The sequence below is a fragment of the Nonomuraea sp. NPDC048892 genome, assembly GCF_040649735.1.
Lineage (GTDB): Bacteria > Actinomycetota > Actinomycetes > Streptosporangiales > Streptosporangiaceae > Nonomuraea > Nonomuraea maheshkhaliensis.
The window spans coordinates 811758-825718 of the sequence record NZ_JBEZFZ010000003.1; the positions used below are offsets into that span (position 1 = coordinate 811758).

At 72.1% G+C, this 13961-nt stretch carries 15 protein-coding genes; 6 read left to right on the forward strand and 9 right to left on the reverse strand.

Annotation, left to right across the window (positions count from 1 at the left end; all coding sequences use genetic code 11):
• Positions 1-245 precede the first annotated feature (245 nt).
• From AB0C28_RS13270 to AB0C28_RS13290, 5 genes are all read right to left on the reverse strand, one after another.
• Positions 246-1016, reverse strand: a complete 771-nt coding sequence (locus tag AB0C28_RS13270) for an EI24 domain-containing protein (protein WP_357843384.1) — start codon at positions 1014-1016, stop codon at positions 246-248.
• A gap of 10 nt (positions 1017-1026) precedes the next feature.
• Positions 1027-1608, reverse strand: coding sequence for a nucleoside triphosphate pyrophosphatase (locus tag AB0C28_RS13275; protein WP_357843381.1), 582 nt, complete (start codon positions 1606-1608; stop codon positions 1027-1029).
• A 16-nt stretch (positions 1609-1624) separates the two neighbouring features.
• A complete protein-coding gene (locus AB0C28_RS13280; protein ID WP_358074264.1) occupies positions 1625-2362 on the reverse strand; it encodes a DUF937 domain-containing protein in 738 nt (245 codons plus the stop codon).
• A gap of 199 nt (positions 2363-2561) precedes the next feature.
• Positions 2562-4682 carry an ATP-dependent zinc metalloprotease FtsH gene (gene ftsH / locus AB0C28_RS13285; protein ID WP_357843375.1) on the reverse strand — a complete coding sequence of 707 codons (2121 nt, stop codon included), beginning with the start codon at positions 4680-4682 and terminating at the stop codon, positions 2562-2564.
• Positions 4683-4718: 36 nt separating this feature from the next.
• Entirely contained in the window at positions 4719-5573 is an 855-nt protein-coding gene (locus tag AB0C28_RS13290) for a hypothetical protein (protein WP_358074267.1), read from the reverse strand.
• A gap of 167 nt (positions 5574-5740) precedes the next feature.
• Between AB0C28_RS13290 and AB0C28_RS13295 the strand changes: the two genes are divergently transcribed.
• A complete protein-coding gene (locus AB0C28_RS13295) occupies positions 5741-6727 on the forward strand; it encodes a DUF3616 domain-containing protein (RefSeq protein WP_358074270.1) in 987 nt (328 codons plus the stop codon).
• A gap of 37 nt (positions 6728-6764) precedes the next feature.
• Here the strand turns inward: AB0C28_RS13295 and AB0C28_RS13300 are convergent, their stop codons facing one another.
• Both AB0C28_RS13300 and AB0C28_RS13305 read right to left on the reverse strand, forming a co-directional pair.
• Positions 6765-7490 (reverse strand): peptidyl-tRNA hydrolase, encoded by a 726-nt coding sequence (locus AB0C28_RS13300; RefSeq protein ID WP_358074273.1) that lies wholly within the window; start codon positions 7488-7490, stop codon positions 6765-6767.
• On the reverse strand, positions 7487-8749 hold the full coding sequence (locus AB0C28_RS13305) for an MFS transporter (RefSeq protein WP_357843363.1): 1263 nt from the start codon (positions 8747-8749) through the stop codon (positions 7487-7489). Before AB0C28_RS13305 ends, AB0C28_RS13300 begins: the two co-directional genes overlap by 4 nt.
• A gap of 71 nt (positions 8750-8820) precedes the next feature.
• Here AB0C28_RS13305 and AB0C28_RS13310 point away from each other — a divergent pair, with 71 nt between their 5' ends.
• The 5 genes from AB0C28_RS13310 (at position 8821) to AB0C28_RS13330 (ending at position 12708) form a co-directional block, all read left to right on the forward strand.
• Complete coding sequence (locus tag AB0C28_RS13310; protein WP_357843360.1) at positions 8821-9771, forward strand: helix-turn-helix domain-containing protein; 951 nt, start codon at positions 8821-8823, stop codon at positions 9769-9771.
• An 84-nt stretch (positions 9772-9855) separates the two neighbouring features.
• The gene (locus AB0C28_RS13315; protein WP_357843356.1) at positions 9856-10677 is read left to right on the forward strand and encodes an SAM-dependent methyltransferase; all 822 of its coding nucleotides are present in this window, start codon (positions 9856-9858) and stop codon (positions 10675-10677) included.
• Positions 10678-10749: 72 nt separating this feature from the next.
• The gene (locus tag AB0C28_RS13320; protein ID WP_357843353.1) at positions 10750-11322 is read left to right on the forward strand and encodes an ABATE domain-containing protein; all 573 of its coding nucleotides are present in this window, start codon (positions 10750-10752) and stop codon (positions 11320-11322) included.
• Between the two features lie 85 nt (positions 11323-11407).
• Positions 11408-11851, forward strand: a complete 444-nt coding sequence (locus AB0C28_RS13325; protein WP_358074276.1) for a VOC family protein — start codon at positions 11408-11410, stop codon at positions 11849-11851.
• Entirely contained in the window at positions 11851-12708 is an 858-nt protein-coding gene (locus AB0C28_RS13330; protein WP_358074279.1) for a pyridoxamine 5'-phosphate oxidase family protein, read from the forward strand. The genes AB0C28_RS13325 and AB0C28_RS13330 overlap by 1 nt, the downstream gene beginning before the upstream one ends.
• 24 nt (positions 12709-12732) lie before the next feature.
• Here the strand turns inward: AB0C28_RS13330 and AB0C28_RS13335 are convergent, their stop codons facing one another.
• Entirely contained in the window at positions 12733-13635 is a 903-nt protein-coding gene (locus tag AB0C28_RS13335) for a bifunctional helix-turn-helix transcriptional regulator/GNAT family N-acetyltransferase (RefSeq protein ID WP_358074282.1), read from the reverse strand.
• A 28-nt stretch (positions 13636-13663) separates the two neighbouring features.
• Positions 13664-13912, reverse strand: coding sequence for a hypothetical protein (locus tag AB0C28_RS13340; protein ID WP_357843341.1), 249 nt, complete (start codon positions 13910-13912; stop codon positions 13664-13666).
• Positions 13913-13961: the final 49 nt, after the last annotated feature.

A 13961-nucleotide genomic window follows, 5' to 3' on the forward strand; every position in this document is an offset into this window, starting at 1 on the left:
CGGGGCAGGGGGGTCGGGGCAGGGGGGTCGGGGCAGGGCGACCGCGGACGGACGGCGTTCAGCCCAAGCGTGCGCGTTCAGCTCAGGCGGGTGCGTTCAGCTCAGGCGGGTGCGTTCAGGTGGAGCCGAGCGACGCAGACGAGGCCGGTGGGTCGGCGTGGGCGGGCGTGTTCAGGGTGAGGCCGGGTGAGGGTCGGGCCGGGGCGGTGGGGTCAGGGTGAGGCTCCCAGCCGGGACGAGTCGGTTCAGGGTGAGGGGGTGGGGCCGGGGGTGGGAGTGGGGCCGGGGGTGGGGGTTAGGTGGGTGCGTACGAGGAGGGCGGCGCCCGCCACAGCGGCCGGCATGGCCACCACGGCCACGAACGGCACCAGGAACAGCAGGAACACCGCCACCCCGAACCCCAGCGCACTCGCCTTGTTCCCGCGCAGGAGCGCGAAGCGCTGCTTGCGGGCCAGGCCGCGGCGTTCCATGGCCAGGGTCGTAAGCTCGACCGTCAGGAAGAAGCCGGACACGGCGGCCCCGAGCACCGGCACCACCGTCTGCCCCACCACCGGGATGAATCCCAGCAGGAACAGCGGAATGGTGAACATCAGTACATAGAGGAGCGTCACCAGGCTGTCCCGGATCGAGCGCGGCAGCGTACGCCACCACGGCTGCTCGTTCTCCGTCTCCAGCGGGTCCACCGCGGCCGAAAGCTTCTCGTAGAACGGCTCCCCGATCGCCAGCGTGAGCGCCGCGAACGTGATCACCGCCAGCGCCAGCCCGCCGAGGAAGAGCAGGATGCCCACCAGCGTGCGGAACAGGTCCCGCCAGCTCCACGTGTCCGCGAACGGCGTCAGGAACTCGGCCAGCTCCGACGCGTTGGTGCCGAGGAAGATCAGCGCCGCCACGTAGACGGCGAACGCGATCAACGCCGGAATCAGGCCGAACAGCCACCATCGGGTGTTCCTGGCGACCCATCCGACCCCTTGGAGGAAGAAGCCGATGCCGGCCGTGAAGTCGCGCACTGATCGCATGACCGGCAGGCTAGCGCCAGAACGACGTCACCGCGTAGCCGAGTTCGGTGAAGAGGTCGCGCAGCAGGGGAAGCGAGATGCCGAGCACGTTTCCGTGGTCGCCCTCGATGCCTTCGACGAACCAGCCGCCCCGCCCCTCGATGCTGAACGCCCCGGCCAGGTTGAGCGGCTCGTCGCTGGCGGCGTAGGCGGCGATCTCGTCCTCGGACGGCTGGCCGAAGTGCACGACCGTGGTGGCCACCTCGGCCGCCTGCCGGCCGGCCGGCACGTCGATCACGCAGTGGCCGGTGACGAGGCGGCCCGTGCGGCCGCGCATCAGCCGCCAGCGCTCCACGGCCTGCTCGCGGGTGCCGGGCTTGCCGTACGGGCGCCCGTCGAGCTCCAGGATCGAGTCGCAGCCGATGACCAGCCCCTCTTCGAGCTCGCTCGCGACAGCTTCCGCCTTGGCCTTGGCCAGCACCAGGCTGAGCGCGGCGGGAGAGTGGGCGGAGAAGGAGTCCTCGTCGACCCCGCTGACGATCACCTTCGGGTCGAGACCGGCGCTGCGGAGGAGGGCCAGGCGGGCGGAGGAAGCTGAGGCCAGAACGATCACCGGCACAGCCTACCGGTCACCAGTCGGGGTCCGCCGTGCCCGGTGCCGCCCCACGCTCGCCCCTGGAGGTCATCCCGCGTTCGCCCCGCGCCGTACCCGGCGTCAGCCCGCGTTCGGCCCCGCCCGTGGCCGGTGTCGCGCCGTGGCCCCTTCCTGAGGTGCCGCTGGAGGGGGGTATTTCGTGTTCGGTCCGGTACGGGTCGATGCGCGGCTCGTACGGCCCCAGCTGCCGCGGCACGGCCCCGCCGAAGATGTCCCCCAGGATCCCGTCCAGCAGTTCCCCCAGCCCGCCTGGCACCGAGGCGCGTTCGCGTTCGAGGTCGTCGGCCAGGGCGGTGGGGTCCATGTCGCGACTGGCGGCGCGACCGGCCAGCAGGGACATGATCATGGGGGCGATGAGGGGCATGAGCTTCATGATGGTCCCCGAGTCGACCCCGGCCAGGCGTGAGAGCTGGGACGCGGCCAGCTCGGTCCCCTGACCCCCCAGGACGTGGCCGAGGATGCTGTGCCCGTCTCTCGTCAGCGAGGCCACGTCACCGTTGAAGGGGTCGGCGTCCCTGTGGTCGTCCAGCGCTCCGAGCAGGGCGTCGGCGCCGTCCGGGTGTTCGGCGTTGCGGGCCAGGCCGCCGACGATCGTGCCCGACACGGCCTCGATGACCTTGCGGGCCGTGAGCGTGTCGGAGCCGAGCATGCCGGCGATCTGCTCCAGTCCTGAGTCTCCGAGTCCGGCGAGAAGCTCGTCATACAGTGTCACGACGGTCCCCCGATCACAGTCGTCTCGGATGACCTGCCCCTGGAGAACCAGGACCAACGTCCGGATTGTCCTAATTCTCGGAAAAGCCGCGGCCCTGGCCTCCGGAAACGCGATCGGTGTCCGGAGGCCAGGGCCGGGGTTCGAAATGAAGCCGCCTGTCCAGATATGAGGTGGCCGGCGTTCGTGCCCGACCGAAAGGTCAGCGTTGGTGCTGGGGCTGAGGGTCGGTGAAGGGGTGCTGGTCGGGGTCGCCGGCCGGCGCCGCCTGGCCCGTCTCCGTGTCAGCGGTGACCGGCTCGGACTCCGGCGTCGTGGCCGGGACGCCTTCGGCGGTAGCCACCGGATGGGCCTGGGTGAAGGCCGTCGGCCGCGCCTCGACGGCCGCGGGCCGCCGATCGGCGGAGCCGCCGGACCCGTTCGGCGTGTAGAGGCCGGCCGCCGCGTACGCCCCCGCCTCGTCCAGCGTCTCGTGCTCCAGCAGCGCCGCCACGATCGCGTCCAGCTTGTCGCGGTTGTCGCCGAGGACCTGGAGCGCGCGTTCGTAGCACTCGTCCACGATCCGCCGCGCCTCCTCGTCGACCGTGGCGAGCGTGGCGGGCGAGGCCTGCGGCTGCTGGCCGTCGTTGGGCAGGATGGTCAGCGGGCCGACCTTCTCCGACATCCCCCACCGGCCCACCATGCCGCGGGCGATCATGGTGACCTGTTCGAGGTCGTTCTCGGCGCCGGTGGTGATGACGCCGAAGACGACCTGCTCGGCCGCCATGCCGCCGAGCGCGCCGGTGATGCGGCCGCGCAGGTACTGCTCGTCGTAGGCGTAGCGGTCGGTGTCGGGGGTGGAGAGGGTGACGCCCAGGGCCCGCCCGCGCGGGATGATGGAGATCTTCCTGACCGGGTCGGCGCCGGGCTGGAGCATGCCGAGCAGCGCGTGGCCGGCCTCGTGGAAGGCGGTGCGCGTGCGCTCCTCCTCCGGCATGACGATGCTGCGGGCCGCGCCGAGCTGCAGCTTCTCCAGCGCGTCGGCGAAGTCGGCCATCGTGACCTTGTCCTTGCCGCGCTTGGCGGCGAGCAGGGCGGCCTCGTTGACCAGGTTGGCCAGGTCGGCGCCGGTCATGCCGGGCGTGGTCTTGGCGAGCTGGTCGAGGCTGACCTTGGCGTCCATGGGCACGCCGCGCGTGTGGACGGCCAGGATCGCGGTGCGGCCGGCCGCGTCGGGCAGGCCCACCTGGACCGTGCGGTCGAAGCGGCCGGGACGCAGCAGCGCGGGGTCGAGGATCTCGGGCCGGTTGGTGGCCCCGATGACGATCACGCCCTCGGCGCCGGAGAAGCCGTCCATCTCGGTGAGGATCTGGTTGAGCGTCTGCTCGCGCTCGTCGTGGCCGCCGATGCCGCCCGCGCCGCCGCGGGCCCGGCCGATGGCGTCGATCTCGTCGATGAAGACGATCGACGGCGCCACCTTGCGCGCCTCCTCGAACAGGTCGCGCACCCGCGAGGCGCCCACGCCCACGATCATCTCGATGAACTCGGAGGCGCTGGCCGAGAAGTAGGGCACCTTGGCCTCACCGGCGACCGCCCTGGCCAGCAGCGTCTTGCCGGTGCCCGGAGGGCCGGCGAGCAGCACGCCCTTGGGCAGCTTGGCGCCGAGCCTGCGGTATTTGCCGGGATCCTTGAGGTAGTCGACGATCTCGACGAGCTCGTTCTCGACCTCGTCGATGCCGGCGACGTCCTCGAACGTGACCCGCACCTGCCCGGCCTCGACCGGCTTGGCCGCCTTGGACTTGCCGAGCCCGCCCAGGCCGCCGCCCATCATGCTGGCGCCACGGCGCATGATCCAGATCCACAGGCCGGCCAGGAGCAGCACGGGCAGCAGCGACAGCAGCAGGTTGGAGAAGAAGCCCCGGGTGATCGGCTTGCTGGTGATCACGACCTGGCCGGTGGACAGCTGCTGGTCGAGCTGGTCGGTGTTGGCGAAGGCGGGGATCTCGGTGGCGAAGCGCGTGTAGGAGGCGCCGCCGTCGGGGTTCTTCACCGCCGAACGCAGGTCGCCCTCGACCGACAGGCCCTCGGCGTAGATGTCCTTGACGTTCTTGGCGTTCACCTGGTTGGTGAACTCGGTGTACGAGATCGTCTCGACGGATCCGCTGTCGACGAACGACGACACGACGAAGAAGCCCGCGTACACCACGAGCAGCGTGACGACGAAGCGCCACCAGTTGATCTTCGGCCGGCCGCCGGGCGTGCCCGGCAGCCCTTCGGAGCGCCAGGGCGGCTTGCCTTTGCCCTTGTCCTTCTCCGGAGCTTGCGGCGGTCCAGAGCGTTCCACGGCGTCACTCCCCCACATCGCCGCACACATGATCTTCTAGCCTAGAACACGTACCCCTGAGGCCACGCGGCCGATGTCGCGCCACTGCTTTCGCCGCGAATCCGGCACTGTGACGAACGCAAGTCCCGGCTTGCTCATTCCCCCGTCCATGATCACGACGGCGGCGCGCGAGGTGTGCTTCCCGTACGTGACGCGGTAGACGAGCATCCAGCCGCGCTTGACCGGCTGCGAGGCCAGCCAGGTGATCCTGGAGCCGTCGGGGTGGTGGTTGAGCGTCCAGCGGGCGGCCAGCAGGGCGGTGTCGCGCGGGGACTTCTGCGCCAGGATCGGCAGCGGGCAGGTGACGAACATGCCGCGCATGTCCGCGCCGCGCGTCCTGGGCAGCACCTGCTTGGTGGTGAACGGCGCCGCCCCGTGCGGCTTCCACGGGCCGGACAGGCGCGGCACCGCGAGCCCGGTGCGGGCGTCCTTGACGAAGCGCTTGCCCGGGGAGCGCAGGGGGATGCGCTTGACGCCCCGGGAGAGCTTGGGGACGCGCGGGTCGGCGTGCAGGGCCTCCATGGCCGTGTAGCCGGGCGCCAGCGACCCACTGGGTGACGGCGTCGGCTGCTGCGCGGGAGCGGCGCTGGCGGGCGGATCAGAAGGCCCGGACGAAGGCTCCTGCGAGGGCTCCTGCGAGGGCCCCGCGGACGGCTCCGGCGACGGTTCGGACGACTGCGCGGACGACGGTTCGGACGACCGGGCGGAGCCGGACGAGGGCGGTGCGGCCGGCGGCGCGGTGACCGGCCCCGCCGCGACCTCGTCCGGCTCCGACGGGAGCACCATGACCAGCGCAGCGACTACCGCCGCGACGGCGGTGGCCATGGCCAGCCCCCGGTACACGTCCCGCATCCGCAGATCGCCGATGCGGGAGCGTCTGGGCGGAGAGGCAGGGATCCCATGCCGTGCGGCCGTTATCACTCGGGAACCCTTGATCTCATCTTCCCCATGGAGCACGACGGGAGCGTACGACATATCCCGCCATCGCGTCCGGGAAGCGACCGAAGTGCAATCATGGCGTGGTGGAACAGGTGGAGTTGCGATTCGACCATGCTTCGCAAGCGGCGCAAACACACACAAATCTCTCAGCGATCCGCCAGAGTTCCACCGGGCTCTGGGTCGCCGGCGACGAGACGGCGACCTTCGAACACCTCACGTGGACCGGCGACCACTACGGCGCCCAGCGCACCTTCCGCCTGGCCGACTACGTCAGCCTGCCCGCCGGTCCGGACGACGAGGCCGACATCGAGGGTCTGGCCAGGACGGACGGCCACCTGTGGCTGGCCGGCTCGCACAGTCTCAAGCGCAAGCGGGTCAAGTCCAAGGACCCGGCCAAGGCCGCCGACCGGCTCGCCACCGTGGTCAGGGAGGAGAACCGCTTCATCCTCGTCCGCCTGCCGCTCGACGAGGCCACCGGGACGCCCCTGCCCGGCGCGATCCTCTCGGGCCGGGACAACCTCGCCGAGGCGCTCAAGGACGACCGGCACCTCGCGCCGTTCCTGGCGCTGCCGGGCAAGGACAACGGCCTCGACGTCGAGGGCATCGCCGTCACGGGGGACCGCGTCCACCTCGGGCTGCGGGGTCCTGTGCTGCGGGGCTGGGCGGTGGTGCTGGAGCTGCGGATCGAGGACGCGGGCAAGGGACGGCTGCGGCTGCGCGAGCCGTACCGCAAGCACTTCCTGGACCTGGGCGGGCTGGGCGTGCGGGACATGTGCCCTGACGGTGACGCGCTGCTGCTGCTCGCCGGGCCCACCATGGACCTCGACGGTCCGGTACGCGTCATACGGTGGCAGCCGGACCGGCAGAACGACAGGCGGCCCGGCGTCGTGCCGGAGGGCGAGCTGGAGGTCGTCGCCGACCTGCCCTACGGCGTCGGCTGCGACCACCCCGAGGGGCTGGTACGGCTCGCGGACGGGCGGCTCATGGTCGTGTACGACAGCCCTTCGCCCGCGCGGATCACCCCGGCGGGCGGCGTGCTGGCGGACGTCTTCACCCCGCGCCCATAAAGCCCGGAGCAAAGCCCGTAGCGCCGGGGACGTGCGTTCAGGCGCCGCTGGTGGGGACGCGGCCGTAGAGCCAGGGCGCGTCCGCGACGAACGTGCACGAACCCGGCTCGATCTCCGTGAACCCGGCGTCGCGCACCACGGGCAGCCCCGCCGCCACCATGGAGTCGAACTCCTCCTGGGTGCCGGCCGTGCGCACGGACACCGCCAGCCCCCGCTCACGCCACGCGGCCCGCTCGTCCGCGTCGCTGGCCCACCAGGCGAGCTGGGCGGCGTGCCCGGCCTGAGCCATGGCCTTGCCCGCGGACATCTCCAGCGCCGGGTTGGCCCACAGGATCGGCGGCTCGGCGGGCCCGGGCGGGGCGGTGTCGGTCAGCTCGGTGCCGGAGACCTGCAGCCTGGCCAGGTCGCGCGGCCAGTCGTCGAGCGGCACGGGCGGGTGCACGCGCACCTCGGCCGTGCGGTGCTCGATCGTCCGGCCGGGCAGCGCGAGCGCCCTGCGCCACTCGGCGCCCCTGGCCCGGCGCACGACCTTGCGGATCTTTCCGGTGGACTGCCAGGCGTGCAGCTCGCCGGTCCACTCCCCCGGGTCGTCGAGGAGGCTCAGCACGGCCATGGCGGCGGCCTCCAGCGCGTCGGTGCGCTCAGGAGGCCCTTGGCGAGGTCCCTTCGCTGGGCCAGGGACAAGGCCGGAGTCGGGTGCGGTCTGGGGTGCGGCGCGCTCGATCCTGACGACGAGGGGCAGCACGTAAAGCTCGCTGTTCATCGTCTCCTAGCATGCCCGATGGCCAGGGACATGCCGGCGGCGAGGAGGCAGAGGGCGCCGGAGACGTACCAGGCCAGGTCGTACGCGCCCAGCTGGTCGCGGGTGAGCCCGGCGCCGACGGCGGCGATGGCGGCCCCGACCTGGTGCGAGCCGAACACCCAGCCGAACACCACGGCCCCGTCGGCCCCGTAGATCCGCCGGCACAGCGCCACCGTGGGCGGCACGGTCGCCACCCAGTCCAAGCCGTAGAAGATGATGAAGATCAGCATGCTGGGCTCGGCGGTGGCCGCGAACAGGCCGGGCAGCACCATCAGCGACAGGCCGCGCAGCCCGTAGTAGACGCCGAGGAGCACCTTGGGGTCGATCCTGTCACTCAGCCAGCCGGACGCGATCGTGCCCGCGATGTCGAAGATGCCGATCACGGCCAGCAGGCCCGCGGCGACGGGCTGGGCCATGCCGTGGTCGTGGGCGGCGGGGATGAAGTGAGTGCCGACGAGGCCGTTCGTACTGGCTCCGCAGATCGCGAAGCCGCCCGCCAGCAGCCAGAACGGGCGCGTCCGCGCGGCGGAGGCGAGCACCGAGACGGCCCGCACCGCCGCGTTGACCTTCGCGGCCGGCGCGGCGGGCGCCGCCTCAGGATCGGCCCCGAGCGCCGTCGTGCCGACGTCCTCGGGCCGGTCGCGCAGCAGCCACCACACGAACGGCACCACGGCCAGCGCCGCGACGGCCACGGTCAGCGAGGCGAAGCGCCAGCCGGGGCCCTGCGCGAGCTGGGCCAGCACGGGCAGGAAGACGAGCTGCCCGGTGGCGCCGGCCGCGGTGAGCACGCCGGTGACCAGACCGCGGTGCCGGACGAACCAGCGGTCCACCACGGTCGCGGCGAACACCAGCGCCATCGACCCCGTGCCGAGTCCCACCAGCACGCCCCAGAACAGCAGCAGCTGCCAGCTCGCGGTCATCAGCACCGTCAGCCCGCTGCCCGCGGCGATCAGCAGCAGGGCGACGGCGACCACGCGGCGCATGCCGAAGCGGTCCATGAGCGCGGCGGCGAAGGGGGCGGTCAGGCCGTAGAGCACCAGGTTGATCGAGACGGCCAGCGAGATGGTGCCCGCCGACCAGCCGAACTCCTCCTGCAGCGGCGTGATCAGCACGCCCGGCGTGGCCCGGAACCCGGCGGAGCCCAGGATGGCCACGAAGGCGACGGCCGCCACGTACCAGGCCCGGTGGAGTCGGCGCGTGGGGGTGGTGCTCAAGGTCATGCGCCCATCCTGGGATATCCCGCCACACGGCCACGAGTGGCCGGAAAGCCAATATGTGTAAGAATCCGGCCATGGTGCATCGTGTCGCGGTCGTCGTGCTCAACCATTTCGCCCCGCTCGACCTCGGCGTGCCCGGCCAGGTGTTCTGGGCGGCGGAGACGCCGTCGGGCGAGAAGCTGTACGAGGTGGTGACGTGCTCGGAGGGCCGCATGCCGGTGCGGTGCAACGCGGGCTACAGCGTGCTGCCCGACCACGACCTCGACGTGCTCGACACGGCGGACACGGTCCTGGTGCCCGGCATCCACGCGGGCCGGGCGCTGCGCGACGGCACGATCTCGGACACCTTGCGGCGGGCGTTGCGGGGGCGCCCTCGGACGATGTCGATCTGCACCGGTTCGTACGTGCTGGCGGCGGCGGGTCTGCTCGACGGCCGCCCGGCCACCACGCACTGGCGTGAGGCGGCCCGCTTCGCCCGCTTGTTCCCCCAGGTCAAGCTGGATCCCGACGTGTTGTTCGTGGACGACGGCGACGTGCTGACCTCGGCGGGCGTCGCCTCCGGCATGGACCTGTGCCTGCACGTGATCAGGCGCGACCACGGCAGCGAGGTGGCCAACAGGGCGGCGCGGCGCTGCGTGATGCCGCCGTGGCGGGAGGGCGGCCAGGCTCAGTACATCGACCGGCCACTCCCGTACGGCGACGGCGGCGGCACGGCGGCCACCCGCGACTGGATGCTCGCCCACCTCGACGCCCCGCTCGACCTCACCGCGCTGGCCGGGCACGCCAGGATGAGTGTGCGCACGTTCACCAGGCGCTTTCGCGAGGAGACCGGCATGAGCCCGGCCAGGTGGCTGAACGGGCAGCGGGTGCAGCACGCCAGGCGGCTGCTGGAGACGACGGATCTCGGTGTGGAGGAGGTGTCCAGGCGGGCGGGCTTCCGTTCGGCGGTCTCGCTGCGCCAGCACCTGCACGCGGCGGTCGGGGTGTCGCCGCTCGCCTACCGCCATACCTTCCGGCGCACCTGATCGGCCGCTCGCCGCATGACCCCCCGGAACGCTCCGGCATGGCTCGTAGACTTCGCGGCAGCGAAGCCACCGGGAGGGCGGGAGATGACCGAGGCGGACCGCGCACCAGCCGGGATCGACCCCACCGTGCCCAGCGTCGCCCGCATGTACGACTACTACCTCGGCGGCCGCGACAACTTCGCCGCCGACCGCAGGGCCGCTGAAGAGATGATCAGGCTCGGCCGCAGGATGGGCAACGACACCCGGCGGATCGCCCTGGCCAACCGCGCCTTCCTCGGCCGCGCGGTGCGCTCGATCGCCGAGGCGGGCGTGCGCCGGTTCGTCGACATCGGCGCCGGGCTGCCCACCCAGGACAACGTGCACCAGGTGGCCGCGCGGCACGTCTCCGGCTCCCGCGTCGTCTACGTGGACAACGACCCGATCGTGCTGGCACACGCCCGCGCGCTGCTGGCCAGGCAGCCGGATGTCATCGCGCTGGAGGGCGACCTGAGGGACCCCGACGCGATCCTCGACGATCCGCTCGTCACGGGGCATCTCGACCTCTCCGAGCCGTACGCCGTCCTCATGGTGGCGGTGCTGCACTTCATCACCGACGACGCCGAGGCGGCCAGGATCGTCGCCCGCGTGCGCGAGCGGCTGCCGCGGGGCTCCTACCTGGTGCTCTCCCACCTGTACGCGGGCGACGTCACCGACGAGGAGGCGCGGGCGGGCCAGCAGGTCTACGCCGCGACCGACTCAGGTGGCCTGGCCAGGCGCGGCTACGACACCATCGCGTCCTATTTCGGGGGGATGGAGCTGGTCGGTCCCGGTGTCGTGCCGGTGGCCGACTGGACGCCCGACGGGACGCCCGGGGAGGCGTACGACCTGGTCAGGTCGGGCATCCTCGCCGGAGTCGCCCGCGCCTGACCTCAGGAGCGGACGGTAGTTCCCGGCTTCTTTCTCACGGCAAGACAGTCGGACAGGCGTTAGGTTGAACAGGTGCCGCATCTCAGTCTGGACTTCGTCAGCACGGTCAGAGCCGACCGTTCCGGCCTGGTCGACGCCCTGTCGGACGCGGACGGCCTGACGGCCTGGGCCCGCGAGCACGCGGCCGAGCTGGGCCTGGATCCCGGCTTCACCGCCTCCGACGAGCTGCGGGATCAGGTCGTACGACTGCGTCAGGCCGTACGCGCCCTGTTCGCCAGGGCCGTGACCCCGGAGCCGCCGAGCCGGGCGGACGCGCCAGAGCTGCCCGGGTTCGAGGAGTCGCTGGCCCTGGTCAACGCCACCGCCCTGGCGGCCCCCACGGCCGCGCAACTGTCCTGGAACGGAGAGCCGTCCCTCGTCGTCACCCCCGCCAGGGGGACGGATGAGCCGGCCCGGCTGTGCGGGCGGCTGGCGACGGCGGCGGTGGAGTTCCTCGCCGGCCCGGACCGGGCTCTGCTGCGCACCTGCCGGGCGCCGCGTTGCGTGCTCTATTTCGTCAAGGAGCATCCGCGTCAGGAATGGTGCTCGACGGCCTGCGGCAACCGCGCCCGCGCGGCCCGGCACTACCGGGAGCACAAGAGGTGACCCACTTCTAACGCCATAGACGCAAATTTGCCGTTATAGTCCTTCTAACGGCAAACCAGCGCCGCATGCGTTAGAGGAGTGAGGCATGTCCTTCCAGACCGGGCATATCGGGCTCAACGTCACCGACGTCGAGGCGTCCAAGGAGTTCTACCGGCGCGTCTTCGGGTTCACGGTCGCCCGCGAGTCCGAGGAGGACGGCCGGCGCTACGTGTTCCTGGCCCAGGACGGCACGCTGAAGCTGACCCTGTGGCAGCAGAGCGAGGGCCGCTTCGCCACCGCCCGGCCCGGGCTGCACCACCTGTCGTTCCAGGTGGCGGACCTGGAGGCGGTCCAGCGGGCCGAGCGGGCGATCAGGGAGCTGGGCGCGGTCGTGCACCACGGAGGCGTGGTGCCGCACGGCGAAGGCGCCACCTCGGGCGGCGTCTTCTTCGAAGACCCCGACGGCATCCGGCTGGAGATCTTCGCCCCAGACGGCGCCGGCGACCGCCCCGCACCCACGACCGGCGCGCCGACCTGCGGATTCTTCTAATGCGCGCACACCCTGGCGAGGTCGCGGTGCAGCGGCGCAACGGCGTCGCGCACGATCGCGGCAGCTCGCGGACCAGGCCGGAGATCCCCGAGGTCGCGGCCGCGTTCCTGCGGGCGCAGCGCATGATCCTGATCGGCGCCGCCGACGACCTCGGGCGGCCGTGGGCGAGCGTGCTCACCGGCCCCGCCGGGTTCGCCACGGCCGCGGGCGAGCGCACGATCGTGCTGCGCGCCCTGCCCGGCGCGGGCGATCCCCTGCACGGGCTGTTCGAGTCCGAACGGGACCTCGGCCTGCTGGCCATCGAGCCGCACACGCGGCGCAGGATGCGGGTGAACGGCGGCGCCGTACGGGACGGGGACACGCTCGTCGTCAGGACCGAGCAGGTCTACGCCAACTGCCCCAAGTACATCCAGACCCGCGAACCCACCTCGGCCCCCGGCACCCCGGCCGTCCTCGGCCACGGCACCGCCCTGGACCTGCGGCACTCGGACCTGATCGCGGCGGCCGACACGTTCTTCATCGCCACGCGCGCCGAGGGCTACGGCGCCGACGTGTCGCACCGGGGCGGCAACCCCGGCTTCGTCCGGGTCACCGGCCCACGCTCACTGGAGTTCCCCGACTATCCGGGCAACACCATGTACATGACTCTGGGCAACCTGGAGCTGGATCCGGCGGCCGGGCTGCTGTTCCCCGACTGGGAGCGCGGCGGGACCCTGCAGCTCACCGGGCGGGCGCGGGTGGAATGGGGCGCGGAGCCGGTGGTGCGGTTCGAGCTGGACGCGTACGTCGACCGCGCCGGCACCCTGCCCGCCGGCTGGACCGCCCCCGGCTACCACCGCTTCAACCCGCCCGCCTGATCGCACCCCTGATCGGGGGCCCGCTCATCGCGAGAGGCGTTTCTCGAACCAGTGATGGGCGTACGGCTCGTCGTTGAACGCCGCCACCTCCTCGTAACCGGCCGCCCGGTAGAGGGCGACGGCCTCGGTGAGCGCCCGGTTGGTTTCCAGCCGCAGCGTACGCGCGCCGTGGCCGGCCGCCCGCCCCTCCGCCTCGGCCAGCAGCCGCCGCCCGAGACCGAGCCTGCGGGCCGTCGGGTCCACCCACATCCGCTTGATCTCCGCCCACCCGGAACCGGCCCTGGAGGCGGGGTGCAGCTTCACCGCGACGCACCCCACCGGCTCGGCGTGGAGCATCGCGACCAGGAACATCCCGGCGGGCAGCCGCACCTCCTCGTCACCGGCCGGGATGCCGCGCGCGGGATCGTACCCGTCGTCGAAGCGGCGGGCCAGCTCGGCGAAGTAGGCCCGCAGGCAGTGGCGGGCATGGGGGTGGCGGGGGTCGAGCACCTTCACCTCGACCATGGAGGCGATCAGCAGTCGCTCGACCTCCGACATCGCGGCCACCAGGCGCTCGCGCTGGGTGCCGGAGAGCGGCCGCAGGATCGACGCGGCCACCTCGTCGGAGCGGCGGTCGAGCTCGGCCCGCTCGGCCAGCCCGGCGGCGGTGAGGCGGGCCGTGCGGACGCGCCCGTCGGGGCCCGCGCCGCCGACCTCCACCAGCCCGTCGGCCTCCAGCGAGCGCAGCAGCCTGCTCATGTATCCCGAGTCGAGCTCCAGCCGGGCCCGCAGCGCGCGGATCTCGCTGCCTTCCGCGCCGATCTCCCACAACACCCGCGCCTGGCCGAGGGCTCGCCCCCTGGCCAGGAATCCGTCGTTGAGCGCCCCTATCCGCTGGGTCACGGTCCGCTGGAAGCGGCGGACCCGTCCGATCGCCGTGTCGTCCATTATCTGACTCTAGTCAGTATCAGCCGGTTCACAGGAGCGGATCCGCGATGGGGACCGCGCTGTAATCCTCGCCCGCGACGGGGCGGATCTCCTTCCAGTGCACCCAGCGCGCGCTCGCGTCGTGCCGGGCCCGCGGCGGCCACAGCAGGTATCCCCACCGCGCCCCCTGGGCGTCGTCACCCCAGGCGAGCAGGTAACGCTCCGCGCCGTCGCGGATCGCCGCGGCATGCTCGACGACGGGCGGCCTCCAGATCTCAGGCAGTTCCACAGGGTTCATGTCTTCTATTATACGAACAATTGTTCGATAGATCCACGATATCGGGGGA

What these genes read in the sequence shown, in the direction of transcription:
- AB0C28_RS13330 (WP_358074279.1), top strand. Translation starts at nt 11,851, where the DNA reads ATGCGCGCACACCCTGGCGAGGTCGCGGTGCAGCGGCGCAACGGCGTC.
- AB0C28_RS13325 (WP_358074276.1), top strand. Translation starts at nt 11,408, where the DNA reads ATGTCCTTCCAGACCGGGCATATCGGGCTCAACGTCACCGACGTCGAG.
- AB0C28_RS13340 (WP_357843341.1), bottom strand. Translation starts at nt 13,912, where the DNA reads ATGAACCCTGTGGAACTGCCTGAGATCTGGAGGCCGCCCGTCGTCGAG.
- AB0C28_RS13335 (WP_358074282.1), bottom strand. Translation starts at nt 13,635, where the DNA reads ATGGACGACACGGCGATCGGACGGGTCCGCCGCTTCCAGCGGACCGTG.
- AB0C28_RS13270 (WP_357843384.1), bottom strand. Translation starts at nt 1,016, where the DNA reads ATGCGATCAGTGCGCGACTTCACGGCCGGCATCGGCTTCTTCCTCCAA.
- AB0C28_RS13300 (WP_358074273.1), bottom strand. Translation starts at nt 7,490, where the DNA reads ATGAACAGCGAGCTTTACGTGCTGCCCCTCGTCGTCAGGATCGAGCGC.
- AB0C28_RS13310 (WP_357843360.1), top strand. Translation starts at nt 8,821, where the DNA reads ATGGTGCATCGTGTCGCGGTCGTCGTGCTCAACCATTTCGCCCCGCTC.
- AB0C28_RS13290 (WP_358074267.1), bottom strand. Translation starts at nt 5,573, where the DNA reads ATGCGGGACGTGTACCGGGGGCTGGCCATGGCCACCGCCGTCGCGGCG.
- AB0C28_RS13305 (WP_357843363.1), bottom strand. Translation starts at nt 8,749, where the DNA reads ATGACCTTGAGCACCACCCCCACGCGCCGACTCCACCGGGCCTGGTAC.
- AB0C28_RS13315 (WP_357843356.1), top strand. Translation starts at nt 9,856, where the DNA reads ATGACCGAGGCGGACCGCGCACCAGCCGGGATCGACCCCACCGTGCCC.